At 43.5% G+C, this 17,375-nt stretch carries 10 protein-coding genes; 8 read left to right on the top strand and 2 right to left on the bottom strand.

Annotation, left to right across the window (positions count from 1 at the left end; all coding sequences use genetic code 11):
• Positions 1-72 precede the first annotated feature (72 nt).
• From IV64_RS00230 to IV64_RS00195, 8 genes are all read left to right on the top strand, one after another.
• Positions 73-1,176, top strand: coding sequence for an ABC transporter ATP-binding protein (locus IV64_RS00230; RefSeq protein ID WP_057705155.1), 1,104 nt, complete (start codon positions 73-75; stop codon positions 1,174-1,176).
• Positions 1,177-1,475: 299 nt separating this feature from the next.
• Complete coding sequence (locus IV64_RS00225) at positions 1,476-2,546, top strand: extracellular solute-binding protein (RefSeq protein ID WP_057705154.1); 1,071 nt, start codon at positions 1,476-1,478, stop codon at positions 2,544-2,546.
• 23 nt (positions 2,547-2,569) lie between these two features.
• Positions 2,570-3,580, top strand: a complete 1,011-nt coding sequence (locus IV64_RS00220; protein WP_057705153.1) for an ABC transporter ATP-binding protein — start codon at positions 2,570-2,572, stop codon at positions 3,578-3,580.
• The gene (locus tag IV64_RS00215; protein ID WP_057705152.1) at positions 3,577-5,301 is read left to right on the top strand and encodes an ABC transporter permease; all 1,725 of its coding nucleotides are present in this window, start codon (positions 3,577-3,579) and stop codon (positions 5,299-5,301) included. The genes IV64_RS00220 and IV64_RS00215 overlap by 4 nt, the downstream gene beginning before the upstream one ends.
• A 12-nt stretch (positions 5,302-5,313) precedes the next feature.
• Complete coding sequence (locus IV64_RS00210) at positions 5,314-6,192, top strand: glycerophosphodiester phosphodiesterase family protein (RefSeq protein WP_057705151.1); 879 nt, start codon at positions 5,314-5,316, stop codon at positions 6,190-6,192.
• 116 nt (positions 6,193-6,308) lie between these two features.
• Positions 6,309-8,843 carry a M1 family metallopeptidase gene (locus IV64_RS00205; protein WP_057705150.1) on the top strand — a complete coding sequence of 845 codons (2,535 nt, stop codon included), beginning with the start codon at positions 6,309-6,311 and terminating at the stop codon, positions 8,841-8,843.
• Between the two features lie 170 nt (positions 8,844-9,013).
• Complete coding sequence (locus tag IV64_RS00200) at positions 9,014-9,436, top strand: (deoxy)nucleoside triphosphate pyrophosphohydrolase (RefSeq protein WP_057705149.1); 423 nt, start codon at positions 9,014-9,016, stop codon at positions 9,434-9,436.
• The gene (locus tag IV64_RS00195) at positions 9,423-12,341 is read left to right on the top strand and encodes a DUF3427 domain-containing protein (protein WP_057705148.1); all 2,919 of its coding nucleotides are present in this window, start codon (positions 9,423-9,425) and stop codon (positions 12,339-12,341) included. Before IV64_RS00200 ends, IV64_RS00195 begins: the two co-directional genes overlap by 14 nt.
• An 83-nt stretch (positions 12,342-12,424) precedes the next feature.
• Here IV64_RS00195 and IV64_RS00190 read toward each other — a convergent pair whose 3' ends face one another.
• Together IV64_RS00190 and IV64_RS00185 are read right to left on the bottom strand one after the other, a co-directional pair.
• Positions 12,425-12,955, bottom strand: a complete 531-nt coding sequence (locus IV64_RS00190; RefSeq protein WP_057705147.1) for a histidine phosphatase family protein — start codon at positions 12,953-12,955, stop codon at positions 12,425-12,427.
• A 144-nt stretch (positions 12,956-13,099) separates the two neighbouring features.
• Complete coding sequence (locus IV64_RS00185) at positions 13,100-16,963, bottom strand: MucBP domain-containing protein (protein WP_057705146.1); 3,864 nt, start codon at positions 16,961-16,963, stop codon at positions 13,100-13,102.
• Positions 16,964-17,375: the final 412 nt, after the last annotated feature.

Raw genomic sequence — 17,375 nt, 5'->3', positions numbered from 1 at the left:
AGACAGATTTAACTTTATAATATTTCATCTGTCAACTTGACAGGGACTAGTGCACTAAAAGGGTGACTCAAAATGGTTGAAATTAAATTAGATCACATTTATAAGAAATATAAAGGGAATGAGGATTACTCGGTCACGGACTTTAACATGTCGATTCCAAACGAGGAGTTCGTGGTGTTCGTGGGCCCGTCCGGTTGCGGGAAGTCGACGACTTTGCGGATGGTGGCAGGACTAGAAACCATCACTAAAGGCAACCTCTACATGAATGGGCAAGTGGTGAATAAGGTTCAGCCTAAGGACCGCGATATTGCGATGGTTTTTCAAAACTACGCCCTGTACCCGAACATGACGGTTGCTGATAACATGGGCTTCGGGCTGAAGATTCGTAAGACGCCGCGTGACGAGATCAAGAAACGGGTGTCCGACGCCGCGGAGATCTTAGGCCTCAGCGACTACTTGGGACGTAAACCGGGGGCGTTATCCGGTGGGCAACGGCAACGGGTGGCGTTAGGCCGGGCCATTGTCCGTGATGCGAGCCTGTTTCTATTGGACGAACCGTTGTCCAACTTGGACGCCAAGTTGCGGGTCGACATGCGGACGCAGATTGCGCAGTTACATCAGCGCCTGAAAACGAACATGATTTACGTGACCCATGACCAAGTTGAAGCGATGACGATGGCGGATCGAATCGTCATCATGGACGACGGTAAGGTTCAACAAATTGGGACGCCGGACGAGCTTTATAATAAACCGGTCAATCAGTTCGTGGCCGGGTTCATTGGCTCGCCCGCAATGAATTTCTTTGACGTCCATCTGCATGGTAACCGCGTCGCCAACGATAAGGGGTTCGATGTCGAGGTTCCGGAAGGGCGACTAAAGATTTTGCGGGAGCAAGGTTATCAGGATAAGGACGTGACTTTAGGGATGCGGCCGGAAGATATTCATACGGAACAAGTGGCGTTGACCACGTTCCCCAATGCCGTTGTGAATGCCAAAGTTGTCGTTTCCGAATTCTTAGGAACGGATTCAAACCTCTATTCGAAGACGGGCGATACCGAATTTGTTGCGCAGGTCAACGCTCGTGATTTCCACAAGCCGGGTGAAAGCGTGCAAATGGCATTTGAAATGAGTAAGGCCCACTTCTTTGATAAAAAGAGCAGGGCAACGATTGAATAATACTAGTGGTCTAAAAGCGACTCAGTCTATGACTGGGTCGTTTTTTAATTTTAGAAAGAAAGCTATAGATTTGACGGTATGGTGATTGACCGCTAGTACCCATATTTGTCATTCATTATCTGAAAATCAGGGCAACTATTTTCTGAAAATTAATTAATGTAAATACAAAAATTATTTTATTATAAGCTGACGTTTTACTGACTCTTTACGAAGATTTTACTAACCCATGATTATTGGTGCCTAGTAGGAATGGAATAATGCTTGTGTGACTTAATTAAATTTTTAGGGAGTTGGCTATTATGAAAATGAACAAGCGCATTAGTATCGGGTTACGTTGGTTAGCATTAAGTTCGTTAGTTGTTCTGTTTGCAGGTTGCTCGCAACAAAGTAAGGGAAGCAGTAAATCCAACCAGTCACATAAGATCGTGCTCTATTCAAATTCGTTATCGGGAGGACGGGGTGCGTGGCTTAAAAAGGAAGCTGCTAAAGCTGGTTTTACCATTACCCCGGTTAGCCTTGGCGGTGGCGATGTGATTAACCGCTTGGTCTCAGAAAAGAATAAACCGGTTGCGGATGTGGTCTACGGCTCATCACAATTCGGTTTCACAAAATTACAACAACAGGGGATTTTGAAAAAATTCAGTGTGGATTGGCAAAAAGACTTGGCATCCAGCGACAATCAAGGTAACGGTTACTTTTACCCGTTAACGCGCCAGCTGATCATTCAGATTGCTGACAGTAAGACGGCCAAACAAGATTTGCCAACTGCTTGGTCTGATTTAACGACTAGCACGGCCAAATATAAGTATATGGTGCCTAATAAAACCGGGATCAACGGGCAAACAAATCAAATGGTGATTGCTAACATCCTTACAAAATATAAAGATGACAGCGCAAAAGATGGTGTTTCACCAAAAGCTTGGCCGGCAATCAAGAACTTCTTTAAAAATGGGAAACAGTTCGGTAACCCGCAACTCTTCTCAAATCCGATTGCTAAGAAAGAATCAACAATCAGTTACACGTTCTCCAGTGACCTTTTAGGCATTAAAAAAGTTTCTAATTTTGATCCACAGATTATTAACTCTACGGATGGCAGTCCCCAAGTGATTGAACAGGTGGGGGTCGTGAAAAAATCTGGTGACACCAAGAATGCGGAACGCTTTGCCCAGTGGCTGGGAAGTGCTAGCACGCAAAAGAAGATTGCTAAGCAGTTCCACACTTGGCCATTAAATAAAAAAGCGGCTTCAGCGATTGATCCAAAGGAAAAGGAAATGTTGAAAGATATCAAAGTAACCAATCTTGATATGAAATGGTACAACAAAAACATTAACAAGTGGATTCAAAAGATTTCACTAAATTACTTTAATTAGTCCTAGTCTTGGGGGAGTTTAATTTGTTGGAAGTAAAGAACCTTGCTGTGAAATACAATGATTTTACGGCGGTTGAAAAGGTCAGTTTTAATGTGCAGGAACATGAGTTTTTTACGTTATTGGGACCATCTGGCTGTGGTAAGTCGACGACGTTGCGTGCGATTGCAGGCTTGAACCCGGTTAGTGAAGGCCAAGTGATTTTAAATGGGGAAGATATCACTAAGGCACCAGCGAGTAACCGGCATATCGGGATGGTGTTTCAAAACTATGCGTTATTTCCAAATATGACTGTTTTTGACAATATTGGCTACGGGTTAAAGCTTGCCAAGCAATCCAAACCTGAAATTCAACAAAAAGTCCATCAAGTTGCTGACTTAGTCCACTTGACGAGTGCTGAGTTGAAGAAGGGTGTGGCGGAATTATCCGGAGGGCAGCAGCAACGCGTAGCAATCGCCCGTGCGCTGGCACCCCAACCACCATTGTTATTGCTGGATGAGCCCTTATCCAACTTAGATGCTAAGTTGCGGGAACAATTACGAAACGAATTGAAGCAACTGCAACGTGACGCTGGGATTACCATGATTTACGTGACCCATGATCAGAGTGAAGCGTTGATGATGTCTGATCACGTTGCCGTATTCAACATCGGGCATTTGGAACAGTTGGGCGAACCAGAAGCGATTTATAAACGGCCTCAAACTGAGTTTGTCAGCCAGTTCGTTGGGGAGGCCAACCAAATTGATGCGGTGATGTCAAGCGAACCGGCTAACGGGACGCATCACTATATTCGGCCGGAAAAAATTACCATTACGGCAGAACCAGTATCAGCTAGTGCTGAGCAGTTGATGGTAAGTGGTCGCATTGCGGCGGCAAACTTTTTAGGCTTTTATTTTAGCTACACGGTGACAACTGATTACGGTCCACTAACAGTGATTAATAAGCACTCGCGATCAGAGTTCAAGGTTGGAGACCAGGTGAACTTGGTTTTACCGACGAAATCCATCCTAAGTTACCGTGAGGGGGCCTTAGTATGAGCGTCAAGCGCGGTAGTCTTGAGAAGTTCTGGTACGGATTGATAATCGTATTTTTGGCCTGGCTGATTATTGCGTTTGTCTTATTCCCCAATCTGCAAATCTTTTTATCAGCTTTTTGGCATGCGGGAACGGTATCGATGGCCTCGTTTAGTCAAATCTTTACGGCCCACGCTGCGTTGGCCAGCTTAGGAAACAGCCTGTTATTGGGATTGCTGCTGAGTATCACGAGTAACGTGGTGGGTGTTTTCATGGTCTTAACCGTTAGCTATTTTAAAATTCGGGGAGCAAAGTGGCTCAATCTCATTTACATGTCGACCATCGTGTATTCCGGAATCGTGGTGGCAAGTGGTTACCTGTTTATTTATGGGGAAAGTGGCTTTGTGACGCAATTATTACGCCACGTCTTTCCGACGTTAGTGGCTAACTGGTTTCAAGGGTTGCCAGCGGTTCTGTTTATTATGACGTTCACCTGTACGGCAAATCACATGATGTTTTTGAAGGGCGCCCTAGCTAACTTGGATTATCAAATGTTAGAGGCCGCTAAGTTGATGGGCGCAAGTCAGTTTCAAGTTTTGCGTCAAGTCGTCTTACCGATGTTGACCCCAACTTTGACCACTTTGACGATTTTCTTGTTTCAAACCGGTATTGGCGCGTTTTCTGCGCCACTGATCTTTGGCGGCACGAAATTTCAGACCATTGCGCCGACCATTCTAACCTTTGCCATGGATACTTATTCACGGCATTTAGCAGTGGCGTTGTCGATTATCCTAGGTTTGATGCAACTAGTCATCTTCGGGGTCGGGATGATTATCGACCGGCGGCGCAACGTGGCGTTTCGGACCAAAGTAGCAACGCCAATGAAAAGGCAACAAATCATTAATCCAGTAATCAACGTTATCGTTCATTTTATCGCCTATTTGATTGGATTTATCTTAATCTTTCCGTTCGTATTAGTCGTTATCTTTTCGTTTACGGATGATCATTCGATTTCTATGGGGCGAATTTACAGTTTCACGCTGGAAAATTATATGAATGTTTTGACCACGCCAGACACGATCATGCCAATTGTGACGAGTTTGAGTTATGCGTTACTGAGTGCGGGAATTGCCCTGATTATGGGGATGTTTTTGGGACGAATCGCCGTTTTAAAACGGCGTCCGAGTCTGCTAGAACGTAGCGAAATTGCGGTAATGTACTTACCGTGGTTGTTACCGGCACCGCTAATTGCGCTGGCGTTAGTGACCACGTATGGTCAGCCCCAGTGGCTCGTTGGAAATCAGATTTTGACCGGGGGATTAGTACTATTGCTGGTTGCCTACGTGGTTTCAAGGTTGCCGTACTCCATTCGATTTATGGAAGCCGCCTTTCGTGGCCAGAACCGGGCCTTAGAAGAAGCGGCAGTCATGTTGGGGGCTTCTTCAACGCGCGCGTTCTTTGACGTTGGCTTACCGGCTATTCGCGATAGTTCGCTGGCAGTGTTTAGTATGAACACGCTGGCACACTTGGCGGAATACGATATGACGGTCTTTCTATATAGTCCTTCGTTTATACCACTGGGTGTCGTTATTCGGGATAACACTGATCCAAATAGTGGTACGTCTAGTTTTGGTGTTAACGGACTGGCTGCCAATCTAATTTATTCAGTTTTACTAGTGGGAATTGGAAGTTTGTTACTTTATGCAGTACGTAAGCATGCCAAAGATACCACGATCATGATGTAGGGGGACAACTTAATGTATGGAAAACCAGAATATCAAGCCATCAATCAATTGTTTAACCAACGTCTACAGGCACTGCCGTTTCTAATTGCGTGTCACCGTGGGTTTGCTCACGCTAACATTATCGAGAATACGGTTGATGCGATGCGGCTAGCTCGGTTATTGGGTGCCGACATTATGGAAACGGACACCACGCCAACTTTTGATAACGAGTTGGTGATGATCCATCCTAATCGTGAACGCCAGTTATTTAACCGTGAAATCAACGTCTCAGAAATGGACTTGAAGCAGTTGCAGGCGCTATATTTGTATAACGGTGTCGGGGCGGAGACGACTCAGCACGTCGATACGCTTGATAACTTTATGCGAAATATTCCACAGGACATGTTGATTCATTTTGACCGTAATGAAAAGCACTTGCCGTTGCTACTGGCCAAATTGGACCACTATCCAGACCAACTATCACAGATTATGATCAAAGTGGCACCCACGACGGAAAACTATGAATTATTAGCGAGTCATCCACGCAAATATATGATTATTCCAATCGTCAGAAACGCCGATGATTTAGCCCGTACTTTTACGCAGCTAGACGCACCCATCAACTTTGTTGGGTTAGAAACGGTTATTGAAAAGCGGCACCAAACGATTATGACCGCGGCCTTTTTCCAGCGGATTTTTGATGAACACTTGGCACCATTAGGGAATGGGTTAAACCTAGGCGCATCCGGTGGCAAAGAAATTGAATTGTTTGGGGCGTTTGATGATCAGCAATCATTATTTGGTGATCCAATGACGAATGGCTGGGGGCGAATCGCCCAATTAGGTGTCAAAATGATCAATACTGATTGGCCGTGTGAATTGAAGCAAATGCGTGCGAAATTCTTTGAATGAAAAAAGTTCTAAGTAGTTATTACAGTAGTGATTTCCGCGTTATTAAACCGGTAATAGCGCATTCTGGATAGAGATGTCGTATAATGAAAGTATTCTTAAAAAACGAGGAGAAAAACATGGCAGAGACAACGCATTTTTACGAAACTTTCAAACCAGAACATTACGACATTTATATTGACATTAACCGTGAAAAGAAACAGTTTTCCGGTAAATCCACCATTACTGGTGAGGCCCAAGCGAAAGAAGTTTTAATTCATCAAAACTTCTTATCAATTGCATCCGTACAGGCTGATGGCAAGGATGTGCCGTTTGCCGTTGATAACGATATTCAAGGAATTCGGATTGACCTGGCGAAGACCGGTAAAGTGACGCTGGCAATTGCTTATAGTGCCAAGCTAACTGATAGCATGATGGGGATCTACCCGTCTTACTACGAAGTTAACGGTGAACCTAAACAAATCATCGGGACCCAGTTCGAAACCACAGCTGCCCGTCAGGCCTTCCCATGTGTCGACGAACCGGAAGCTAAGGCGACCTTTGATTTAGCTATTAAGTATGACGAACATGCCGGCGAAATGATTTTAAGCAACATGCCTGAAAAACGTGAAGCAGACGGCGTGCACTACTTTGATACGACGGTTCGGATGTCAACGTACTTGATTGCCTTTGCCTTTGGGGAATTACAAGGTAAGGAAACGAAGACGAAGAGCGGCGTGACGGTCGGCGTATTTGGAACTAAGGCGCACCAAGCAAATGAGCTTGATTTTGCGTTAGACATTGCAAAGCGCTCAATTGAATTTTACGAAGACTTTTACCAGACGCCATATCCATTACCACATTCATGGCAGTTGGCATTACCAGACTTTTCAGCCGGCGCGATGGAAAACTGGGGGCTCGTCACTTACCGGGAAGCCTACTTACTGTTAGATCCTGATAATACGGCGCTTGAAATTAAACAGCGGGTTGCCACGGTAATTGCCCACGAACTTGCGCACCAATGGTTTGGTGACTTAGTAACGATGAAGTGGTGGGATAACCTATGGCTTAACGAAAGTTTCGCTAACATGATGGAATACGTGGCCATTGATGCGCTTGAACCAGACTGGCACATTTGGGAAACCTTCCAGACTTCCGAAGCTTCTATGGCGCTACAACGGGATGCGACGGACGGTGTTCAATCCGTGCACGTTCAAGTGGAAGACCCCGCCGAAATCGATTCGATTTTCGATAGTGCAATCGTCTACGCCAAGGGTGCCCGGATGTTAGTTATGGTCCGCGGTATGATTGGCGACGACGCTTTACGTAAGGGCTTGAAACAGTACTTTATTAATCATAAATACGGTAATGCGACTGGGGATGACCTGTGGCAAGCGCTTGGGGATGCGTCAGGCATTCAAGTTGGCGACATCATGAATACTTGGCTGGAACAACCTGGGTATCCAGTCTTGACGGCTGCGGTAAAAGATGGCCAATTGACGATTACGCAGCAACAGTTCTTTATTGGTGAAGGTCACGAAGCAGGTCGGCAATGGAAGTTACCACTTAACAGTAACTACAAGGCAGCTCCTGCCATTCTTAGTGATCATACGGCAGTGCTCGGTGACTACCAAGCATTGCGGCAGACGAATGGCCAACCATTCCGTTTAAACGTTGGGAATAATTCACACTTTATCGTGAAATACGACCAAACTTTGATGGACGACATCTTGGCACACGTTGACGACTTAACACCGATTGATCAACTACAGTTGTTGCAAGACTACCGTTTGTTAGCTGAAGGTCGGCAAATGTCTTACGCGAGCGTCGTTCCTTTGTTGGACCGGTTCGCGGACAGTCATTCAACGGTTGTTAACGCGGCGTTGTACCAATTAGCCGGTAACTTGCGCAAGTTTGTGACGCCGGATTCCGATGAAGAACAACATTTACAAGCACTTTACGATCAATTAAGCGCGGGTCAAGTTCAACGGTTAGGCTGGATGCCTAAAGCAGGCGAATCCAACGATGATCAGTTGACCCGGCCATACGTTTTAAGTGCGGCGCTGTTTGCTAAAAACAAAGCGGCGATTCTAGCTGCACACGAATTGTTTGAAGGTAACCAAGCACAATTACCTAGTTTACCAGCTGATATCCGGGTCTTCGTGTTACGGAACGAAGTGAAGAACTTTGGTAACGCGGCCCTCTTTAACCAGTTACTAAACACGTACCGAAAGACCTCCGACGCCAGCTATAAAGCGGATATCTGCGATGCATTGACCGCAACGCCGGATACGAAGTTATTAGGTCAATTGATTGATGCGTTCGAAGACGCTGCTACGATCAAGCCACAAGATTTGCGGGCTTGGTTCCGCGGCGTTCTGGCCAACCACGCTGGCGAACAGTTAGCTTGGGATTGGATTCGGAACGACTGGAACTGGTTGGAAGCAACGGTCGGTGGTGACATGGAATTCACCACGTACATTACGGTCATTTCACGGCTCTTCCATACCAAGGAACGGTTGGCTGAATTTAAGGCCTTCTTTGAACCAAAGATCAACACCCCTGGTTTAACCCGTGAAATTAAGATGGACACCAAGGTCATCTCAAGCCGGGTTGACTTGGTCGAAGCCGAAAAAGCGGCTGTCAACGACGCGATTAAGGCAGTAATTAAATAATTACTAATTAGTGAGAGTATAAGGTATAGAGACAAGATTAACTGTAATGGTTAGCCTTGTCTTTTTATTATAGGGCCTTTCGAGATTATCTTTTTTGGTTATAATAGTTTTAAGTGAACGCATGACTAGAAAAAGTGTTTTTGAAATTTGTTTAAAGGAGGGTTTTACTAATGAAAAAACAGATTATCGTTGTAGGAGCAGTTCTACTCGAAAATGGCAAGATATTAGCAACAAAACGAAATGACGATCGGATATTAGGAACATTATGGGAATTTCCAGGTGGAAAGGTTGAGAAAGGTGAAACCCCGCAAGAAGCTCTTACACGGGAATTAGTGGAAGAGTTTGATGATGAAATTATGGTCGGAACTAAAGTAGGTACTAGTGTTCATGAATATGATTTTGGTACAATTCATCTAACAGCATACTATGCAAAATTTATCACTCATAATTTTGATTTAGTAGCCCATAGCAAAGTTGAATGGATTACACAACAACAGTTAGGAACTTTATCGTGGGCGGCGGCTGATGAGAAGATCGCAGAGACACTGAAGTCCGTTGATCTAGCAAAGGTAAAATTCAATGAAATTAACTAGTACACAGACAAAGTTGGTTAGTGCACTGTCAAATGGATTCGTAGATCAGCGCTTTGATGGTGCTGAAGAGTTAGTGCCGCGATTTATCTATAATAATAAAGGCGATTCCATGTTGATGCATATTGAACGAGAGTTAGATTGTTGTTCGTCTTTTACATTTGTTATTGCTTTTGTTACAGAAAGTGCCTTAGCAGCATTAAAAGTTAAATTGGCTGACTTAGCAGCTAAAGGGATACAGGGAAGGATTTTGACATCAAATTATTTGGCATTTAATAAACCAAAAGCTTTTCAGGAATTATTGAAGCTGTCCAAAGTTGAAGTGAAAATTTCTAATAACAAAGCATTTCATGCAAAAGGATATGTTTTTGATCATGAGATGGGAAATTATCAATCCGTCATTATTGGCAGTTCTAATATGACATCAGGTGCCCTACTGAAAAATTATGAGTGGAATATTAAGTTTACTTCGCATGATAATGGTGCTTTAACCGAAAAATTAATTAGTGAAGTAGAAGAAGAATGGACAAAGGCTGAGCCATTAACTAGACATTGGATTGAACAGTATAGGAAACTTTATGATTCAGTACCAAGACAACGTATGGATGAAGAATTAGAAGACGTTTCACCAAAGTATGCAATAAATAAGCATGTGATCGAACCTAATAAAATGCAAAATGAGGCACTTAGTAGTTTGGCTGATATTCGCAAAGCGGGTGCGCATCGATCCTTGATTATTTCTGCGACAGGAACAGGAAAGACGTACTTGGGTGCGCTTGATGTTAGCCAGTATCAACCACAGCGTTTTCTTTATATCGTTCATAGAGAGCAAATCTTAAATAAGACGATGGAAAGTTTCAAGAATGTCTTACGTAGTGATTTTTATAATCAGTTTCAAGATAAATATGGTGATCAAACAGAAACTAAATTTGATGAACAATTTGGCGTTATATCTGGAGATAGTAAAAATTTTAAGGCTAAATACCTATTTGCAACAATTCAAACGTTGGCGAAAGATGAGCGGTTATCCCTTCTTGAACCAACTCAATTTGATTACATACTAATTGATGAGGTTCATCGAGCTGGAGCCAGTTCCTATCAGAAGGTAATAAAATATTTCCAACCTGATTTTTTGTTAGGGATGACGGCAACACCGGACCGAATGGATGGCTTTAATTTATATGAAATGTTCGATTACAATATTGCTTATGAGATTCGATTGCAAAAAGCACTTGATGAGAAAATGCTTTGTCCATTTCGTTATATTGGGATTACTGATTATCAATACGATGGACAAATCACTGACGACACGAGTAAGTTGAAATGGTTGGTTTCTGAGGAGAGAGTCGATTATGTAATTAAGCAAACAAAATATTATGGCTACTCAGGTGATGTATTACATGGATTAATTTTCTGTAGTTTATCAGCAGAGGCTGAAGAGTTGGCGGATGCATTGACTCGGCGGGGATATACTAGTAAAAAAATTACAGGAAATACGCCGCAGAGTGAGCGTCGTGAAATTGTTAAAGAGTTAGAGAATGGAGATATCAACTACATTGTTACTGTGGATGTCTTCAACGAAGGGGTAGATATTCCGTGTGTCAACCAGATTGTGATGTTAAGAAGTACACAATCTAGTATTGTATTTATACAACAATTAGGCCGTGGTCTGCGAAAGTTTGCAGGAAAAGACTATGTAACAGTGATTGACTTTATAGGTAACTACAAGAATAACTATCTTATTCCAATTGCATTAACGGGTGATAGATCACGTAATAAAAACTCTGCACGGGATGATTTAGAGTCACGGCAAATTTCGGGACTTTCTACTGTCAGTTTTTCAGAAATTGCCAAAGAGAAAATATATCAATCTATTAACAACACCTCGTTAGATAGCTTAAAAGTTTTACGAGATGATTATCAAAACTTAAAGAATCGGTTGGGACGGGTGCCGCTGCTAGTTGATTTTCAAAAGTTTGGAACGGTAGATTGCACTGTGTTTGCTAATCGGTATAAAAACTATTATCAATTCTTAGTTAAAATGAAAGAAGACGTTCATTTAACGGCTAACCAGGAAGCAATTCTAAGTTTTATTTCAATAGAATTGATGAATGGAAAACGAATTGTAGAATTGTTGTTATTGAGAGAGTTAATTGAAAGCAAGGGATTTGTAAAAAAAAGCGATTTTAGAAAACTGATGCGTGATCAATCAATATTTTATAATGAAAATGTTGAACATTCAGTTGAAAGAGTATTAACTTTGTCTTTTTTTGTAAAGGCAAGCCAAGAAAAGTATGGTGACAAACCACTTATCATGATTTATGAAGGTGGATATCAATTGAATGAAGCGATTCAAAAATATCTTGTTTCACAGAAATTATTTCAACAGTTGGTAGAGGATGCGCTGTTTGCCGGGATAATGAGAGCAAATAGATATAATGTGAATCAGCAGTTTACATTATATGAACGCTATACTCGAAAAGATGTCTGCAGATTACTAGGCTGGGAAAAAGATGTGAGTTCAACAGTTTATGGGTATCGTATTCGGCAAAATACTTGTCCAATTTTTGTAACCTATGCTAAATCAGGTAAGATTGATCAAAGCATCAATTATCAAGATCGTTTTATAAATGCTGATACTTTCCAATGGTTTACGCGCCACAATGTTAAAATCGGTTCTAAAGAGGTTCAAGCTATATTGGCACCTCAGACAACAATCCAATTATTTATCAAAAAGAATGATGACGAAGGTAGTGATTTTTACTATTTTGGTGAAGTGAAAGTAGATAAGAACTCACTAAAAGAAGAAAGTTTCAGGGTTAATGATACAACTGAGCCAATTGTTAAAATGGCACTGCATTTGAAAAGGTCTGCTCAGTATGATAAATATTTGCTGTTTGAGAAATAACCTAAGGCACACTAGCAAAGTTAGGTATCTGGCTTTGCTAGTGTGCCTTTTTGAACGGAATTAATGAGATCGAATAATGGTGGCTAGTTCACAGTCATCTTTCGAACGTCGCAGTAATCCAAGCCACCCCCGGGGCCCATTTGACTAATAATCGTGCCGTGACTGACACAGGCGATGCAGTCATATTGATTGGCGTAGCGTTTTAAAACGGCCATGAAGCGGTCTTGCATGTCTTCAATCGTATCGTAATGGTAAGGACAGTTTTCTGGGCGTTCATGGGGATACTTTAAAAAGGTTTGATAGGCGGCTTCTGCCGACTCATCATTGTCGATTCGCGCACCAGTGTTGTCAGGTTGCCATTCGCGTAAACCTAATTCAACTTTGAGCGGAATATCATGATAGCGGACGAACTCTAGAGCGGTTTGGAGCGCACGGGTATACGGCGACGCAAGTATTAGTTGGACTTCTTGGAAAAGCGGATCTTTTGCCCGTTCCCGTGCAATTTGAATGCCCCGGTCGGTCAGTGGCCGTAGCTCGCGACCGTAACCACGTAATCCCGCAGCGGCGACTTGGTCGTACGAAGGTTCAGAGTGTCGAATTAAATAGACTTTCATGATCAAAACTCCTTAGAATTAGGTTTATTTTTGTTAACCCAAGTATACTCCGGTGACGGGTGTTATCGGGAAAAGAAAAGCGTTTCGTTAACCATTACTATCAGTGGTTAACGGAACGCTTTTGGAATGTCTTGAAATCAAGGGTTAATCTTTACGTTTTTTTAGACCGACAAGGGTTGCTAAGAGGGAGAGAACGCCCATCCAAAGTAAGCTAAGCGTCGAGGCCTGTTCGTCAGTTTGTGGTAATGCGGTCGTATCTTTTTGGGCCGTTGCCTTTGCTTGGGCAGGCTGAACCTTAGCTGGTTTAACAGCAGTCTTTGATGGTGTGACTTGGTCACGGTCAACCGTGGTGATTTGTCCTGGTTTGCCAGGCTGTTCTGGTTGAGCTGGCTGTTCTGGATTCGTTGGTTGTTCCGGTTCAGTTGGCTTTTCGGGTGTCGTTGGATTTTCAGGATCCACGTGATCACCGTCGCCACCATCCGTTGTTGGTAAGGCCTTGTAAACGTAAGTCACGTCTTGGTTGCCTTCAGCAAATTGTCCGTTAGCGTTATTTGGAGAAGTGACGAGTTGATAACCATCAAAGGTTAAAGCTGTCGTTTGGTAAGCTGTACCGGTATTCCCACTGAGGGTGGTTGTCTTCAAAGTCTTCCCGTCAGCGGTGACATAGTGTACCGTGACGGTTCCCGTGGTGTCAGGGTCAACTGGTTGATCCTGAGTGTAAACGTAAGTGACCGTCTGAGCATTGGTACTGAATGTCCCGGTAGGATTACCTTGGACAGTTTTAAACGTGTAGCCGTCGATGACTAATTGTTCAGTCTTGTAAGTGTCGCCGAGAAAACCATTTAAAACGGTTTCTGGATGAATGGTTTTACCGTTCTCATCCTGATACTGAACGGTGACAGCCTTACCGCTGTTGCGAGTGTAAATGTAGGTAACGGTTTGTGGTTCGTCAGTAAAGGTCCCCGTTACGTTACCTTGAACAGCCTTAAACGTGTAGCCGTCGATTGCTAATTGTTCACTCTGGTAAGCGTCACCAAGGAAACCATTTAAGATTACGTTAGGGTGAAGGGCTTTGCCGTTCTCATCCTGATACTGAACGGTGACAGCTTTGCCGGTGTTGCGCGTGTAAATGTAGGTGACGGTTTGTGGTGTATCTGTAAAGGTTCCCGCTGCGTTGCCTTGGACAGCCTTAAACGTGTAGCCATCGATTGTTAATTGATCACTCTGGTAAGTGTCGCCAAGGAAACCATTTAGCGTCACGTCGGGGTGAATGGTTTTGCCATTTTTATCTTGGTATTGAACGGTGACAGCTTTACCGTTGTTGCGAGTGTAAATGTAGGTAATGGTTTGTGGCGCATCTGTAAAGGTTCCCGTTGCGTTACCTTGAATAGTTTTGAACGTGTAGCCGTCGATGGCTAATTGTTCAGTGGTATAGGCGTCACCTTCGTAGCCGGTTAACGTCACGTCGTCATGTAATGATTTGCCATTTTCATCCTGGTATTGAACAGTGACGGCTTGACCAGCCGTACGGGTGTAAACATAAGTGATGGTTTGTGGCTTATCGGTAAAGAGACCATTGGCGTTACCTTGAACGCTCTTAAACGTATAGCCTTTAATAGCCAATTGTTCGCTTGCGTACGGGTCACCTTCATAGCCGTTCAAAACGATATCGTCATGTAACGCTTTGCCATTTTCGTCTTGGTATTGAACGGTGACAGCTTGACCAGCGTTGCGGGTATAAACGTAAATGATGGTTTGAGGTTGGTCAGTGAATATTCCGATGGCACGGGTCTGAAGTTCTTTATACGTATAACCCGGAATGGTCAGCTGTTGATCTGGAATTTCCATCCCCATCTTACCTTGTCCGGATAAGTTCAAGTTGTCAGCGAGTTTATTGCCGTTCTCGTCTTGATACTTGATGGTCACATCGCCGGCGTCGCTCCGTTTGTAAACGTAAATGATGTCGTGCGCGGAGTCAGTAAAGGTTTGGTCACCAATAACTTGATCAAAGGTATGGTTCGAGATATCAATGGTTTGATCTGCTACAGCGGTGTTGAGCTGTTCTTTACCGCTTAAAACCTTGTCAGGCGCTAACGAGTTACCGTCGGCGTCTTGGTATTTGATGGTGACGTCAGCGGCATCTTTACGAGTGTAAACAAAGATGTAGGTCTGACTTTCAGTGGTCAGTGTCCCGGTGGCGTTAGCGGGTGAGATGTAGTCTTTGATCGCGGGTGCTGGAATATCGAAGTTGAGTCCCAGCAGGCCTTTACCAGGGACTGTTTGGTCAGGCGCTAGGGTGTTTCCGTTTTTGTCTTGGAATTTGAAAGTTATATCGCCGGCGTCCATCCGGGCATAAGTGAAGATTACCGTTTGGGCAGCGTCCGTAAAGGTCCCAGTTGGGTTACCGCTAGTGTTGACCAATTGGTAGTTGGTAAACGACTTGCTGGGGGCCGTGTAATCCTCGCCGATGAGGCCAGTTAAAACTTGGTCAGGCGCTAACGTGTTGCCGTCAGCGTCTTGGTATTTGACGGTGACGGGTTGGGCACTATCAGTTAGCTCATACGCTTGAACAACGGCAAAGTAAACGGTACCGACCGAGTAAGCACCTACCATGTAGTAAAAATCTTTGACTGGAACGACGGTAGCACCATTATATTGGCCATTAGCATCGCCGGCCCACCAGCTAACGGGTTGTTGTTGTAAACCAGTAAAGGTCAGGCCACCCTTGCCATCCTGGGTGGTGTTGGCAGCACCAGCACCGTTGAAATAAAATTTGTAAGAAAATTGGCTATTATTGCTGTTAAATGTTATTGGTTCGGCAATCCCGTTAGCACCACTTAAAGTAACGGTTGAACCGTCTTTATTGCGGAACTGACTAGGCAGCGTGTAGTTGGGATTGTTTTTATCGATGAAAATTGGATCGAGGTTGACGACGACTTGGTTACCATATGACAAGGTAGTTAGGTTGGTTAAGTCTTTTAGGCTAGAAAAGTCAGAAATGTGGTTGAAATCTGCGGTCAGCTTTTCCAAATTAACGAGATTTTTCAAAGGTGAAATATCCGTGACCCGATTGTCCTGAATATCGACGGATGTTAGGTTTGTCAATCCGGCGATCGGGGTAATGTCAGCTACGTCACCGTAATAGTGAACGGGAATGTTACTATTTAGCGCCTTATTGAGGGTAACACTGGTTAAGTTAGTAGCGTATTGTAAACCTGCGAGTGAATAATCCGTTTTGCCATCAATGTAGGTATCGGTTCCGTAATAAGTTTTGAGCAGTAGCATATCGTCTTTAGTAATATCAGCTGCTGAGTTCCAGGTGCGATCCTTGTTTTGCGCGCGGAGCTGACGTAAGACTTCTTGTTGCAGTAGCTTATTGGGCATCCAAGTATCAATACTCTCATCAGCTACTGCCGTCATCCGTGCGCGTGGCGCCATTGCGGGCTGAGCCGTCTGTTTAGTTGTAAGCTGATTTTCAGGCGTTATCTTTTGAACGGATTCAGTCTGCGCTTGTGAAGCTGTGGCTGAAGTAGTAGTTGCCGGTGCTTCCGATCTTGCGCCAGCCGATTGCGTCGGTTGTTCGCTGCTAGTGGATTCTTTTGCGGCTGACGACGTTGCACCGCTCGTTGGGGCAGTAGCGCTATTTGCCGGTGCTTCACTAGTCGGTGCGGTCGAGGATTTAGCAGCTTGTTCAGATGCGGGTTGAGTGTTTTCACTGGCATTTGATGTACCAGCATTATTTGCAGAATTGGGTGTTGTTGGCGCCTGTGAATTAGTTGGCTCAGTTTTTAAATTAACACTATTTTGTTGTAGCGGACTAGCCGTGACGGTCTGGCTACTTTCATCCTGACTAGGCTTTGGTGTTGCCGTGGCTTCGTCTGCATATGCGGTTTGATTGGTAATTGCGGTGACAGTTAAAAGCATGGTCGTAACCCCAGTGATCAGCCAGCGCGATTGCCGCTGGTTATTAAATTGCTTATTTAACTGTTTGTTTACTGATTTTTTCAAAGTGCCCCACTCCTTTAGAAAGAAAATCGTTTTAATTAATTATTATATAACCTGATTAATAGTTAGAGTGTATCACCGTTTATATTGATAGTCTAATTAATGATAATTAAATTAAAATATCATTTTATCGTGATTTGATATAGGTTATAGTCTCAATTATTAATATTAAATATGTCGGTTAATTACAGCTTGATAAGACAACGTTTTACGAAATGTCAGGGATGAAATCGTTATGTATAAAGGATTAATAAAACGAACTAACGATATTGAGATGTATTGAAGGCGGTTTGCAATTAAGATGGTGATGACAGAATTATTTAGATGGGAAATCGTAATTATCTATTACTAATTTTTATATTGATAAGGGTTAACGTGAGAAATATTTGTATATGTATAATCTGATAACCGCGTG

This window comes from Lactiplantibacillus xiangfangensis, assembly GCF_001438845.1.
Taxonomy (GTDB): Bacteria; Bacillota; Bacilli; order Lactobacillales; family Lactobacillaceae; genus Lactiplantibacillus; species Lactiplantibacillus xiangfangensis.
The sequence above is the reverse complement of the archived record's forward strand: the minus strand, read 5'-3'. Positions and strand labels throughout refer to the sequence as shown.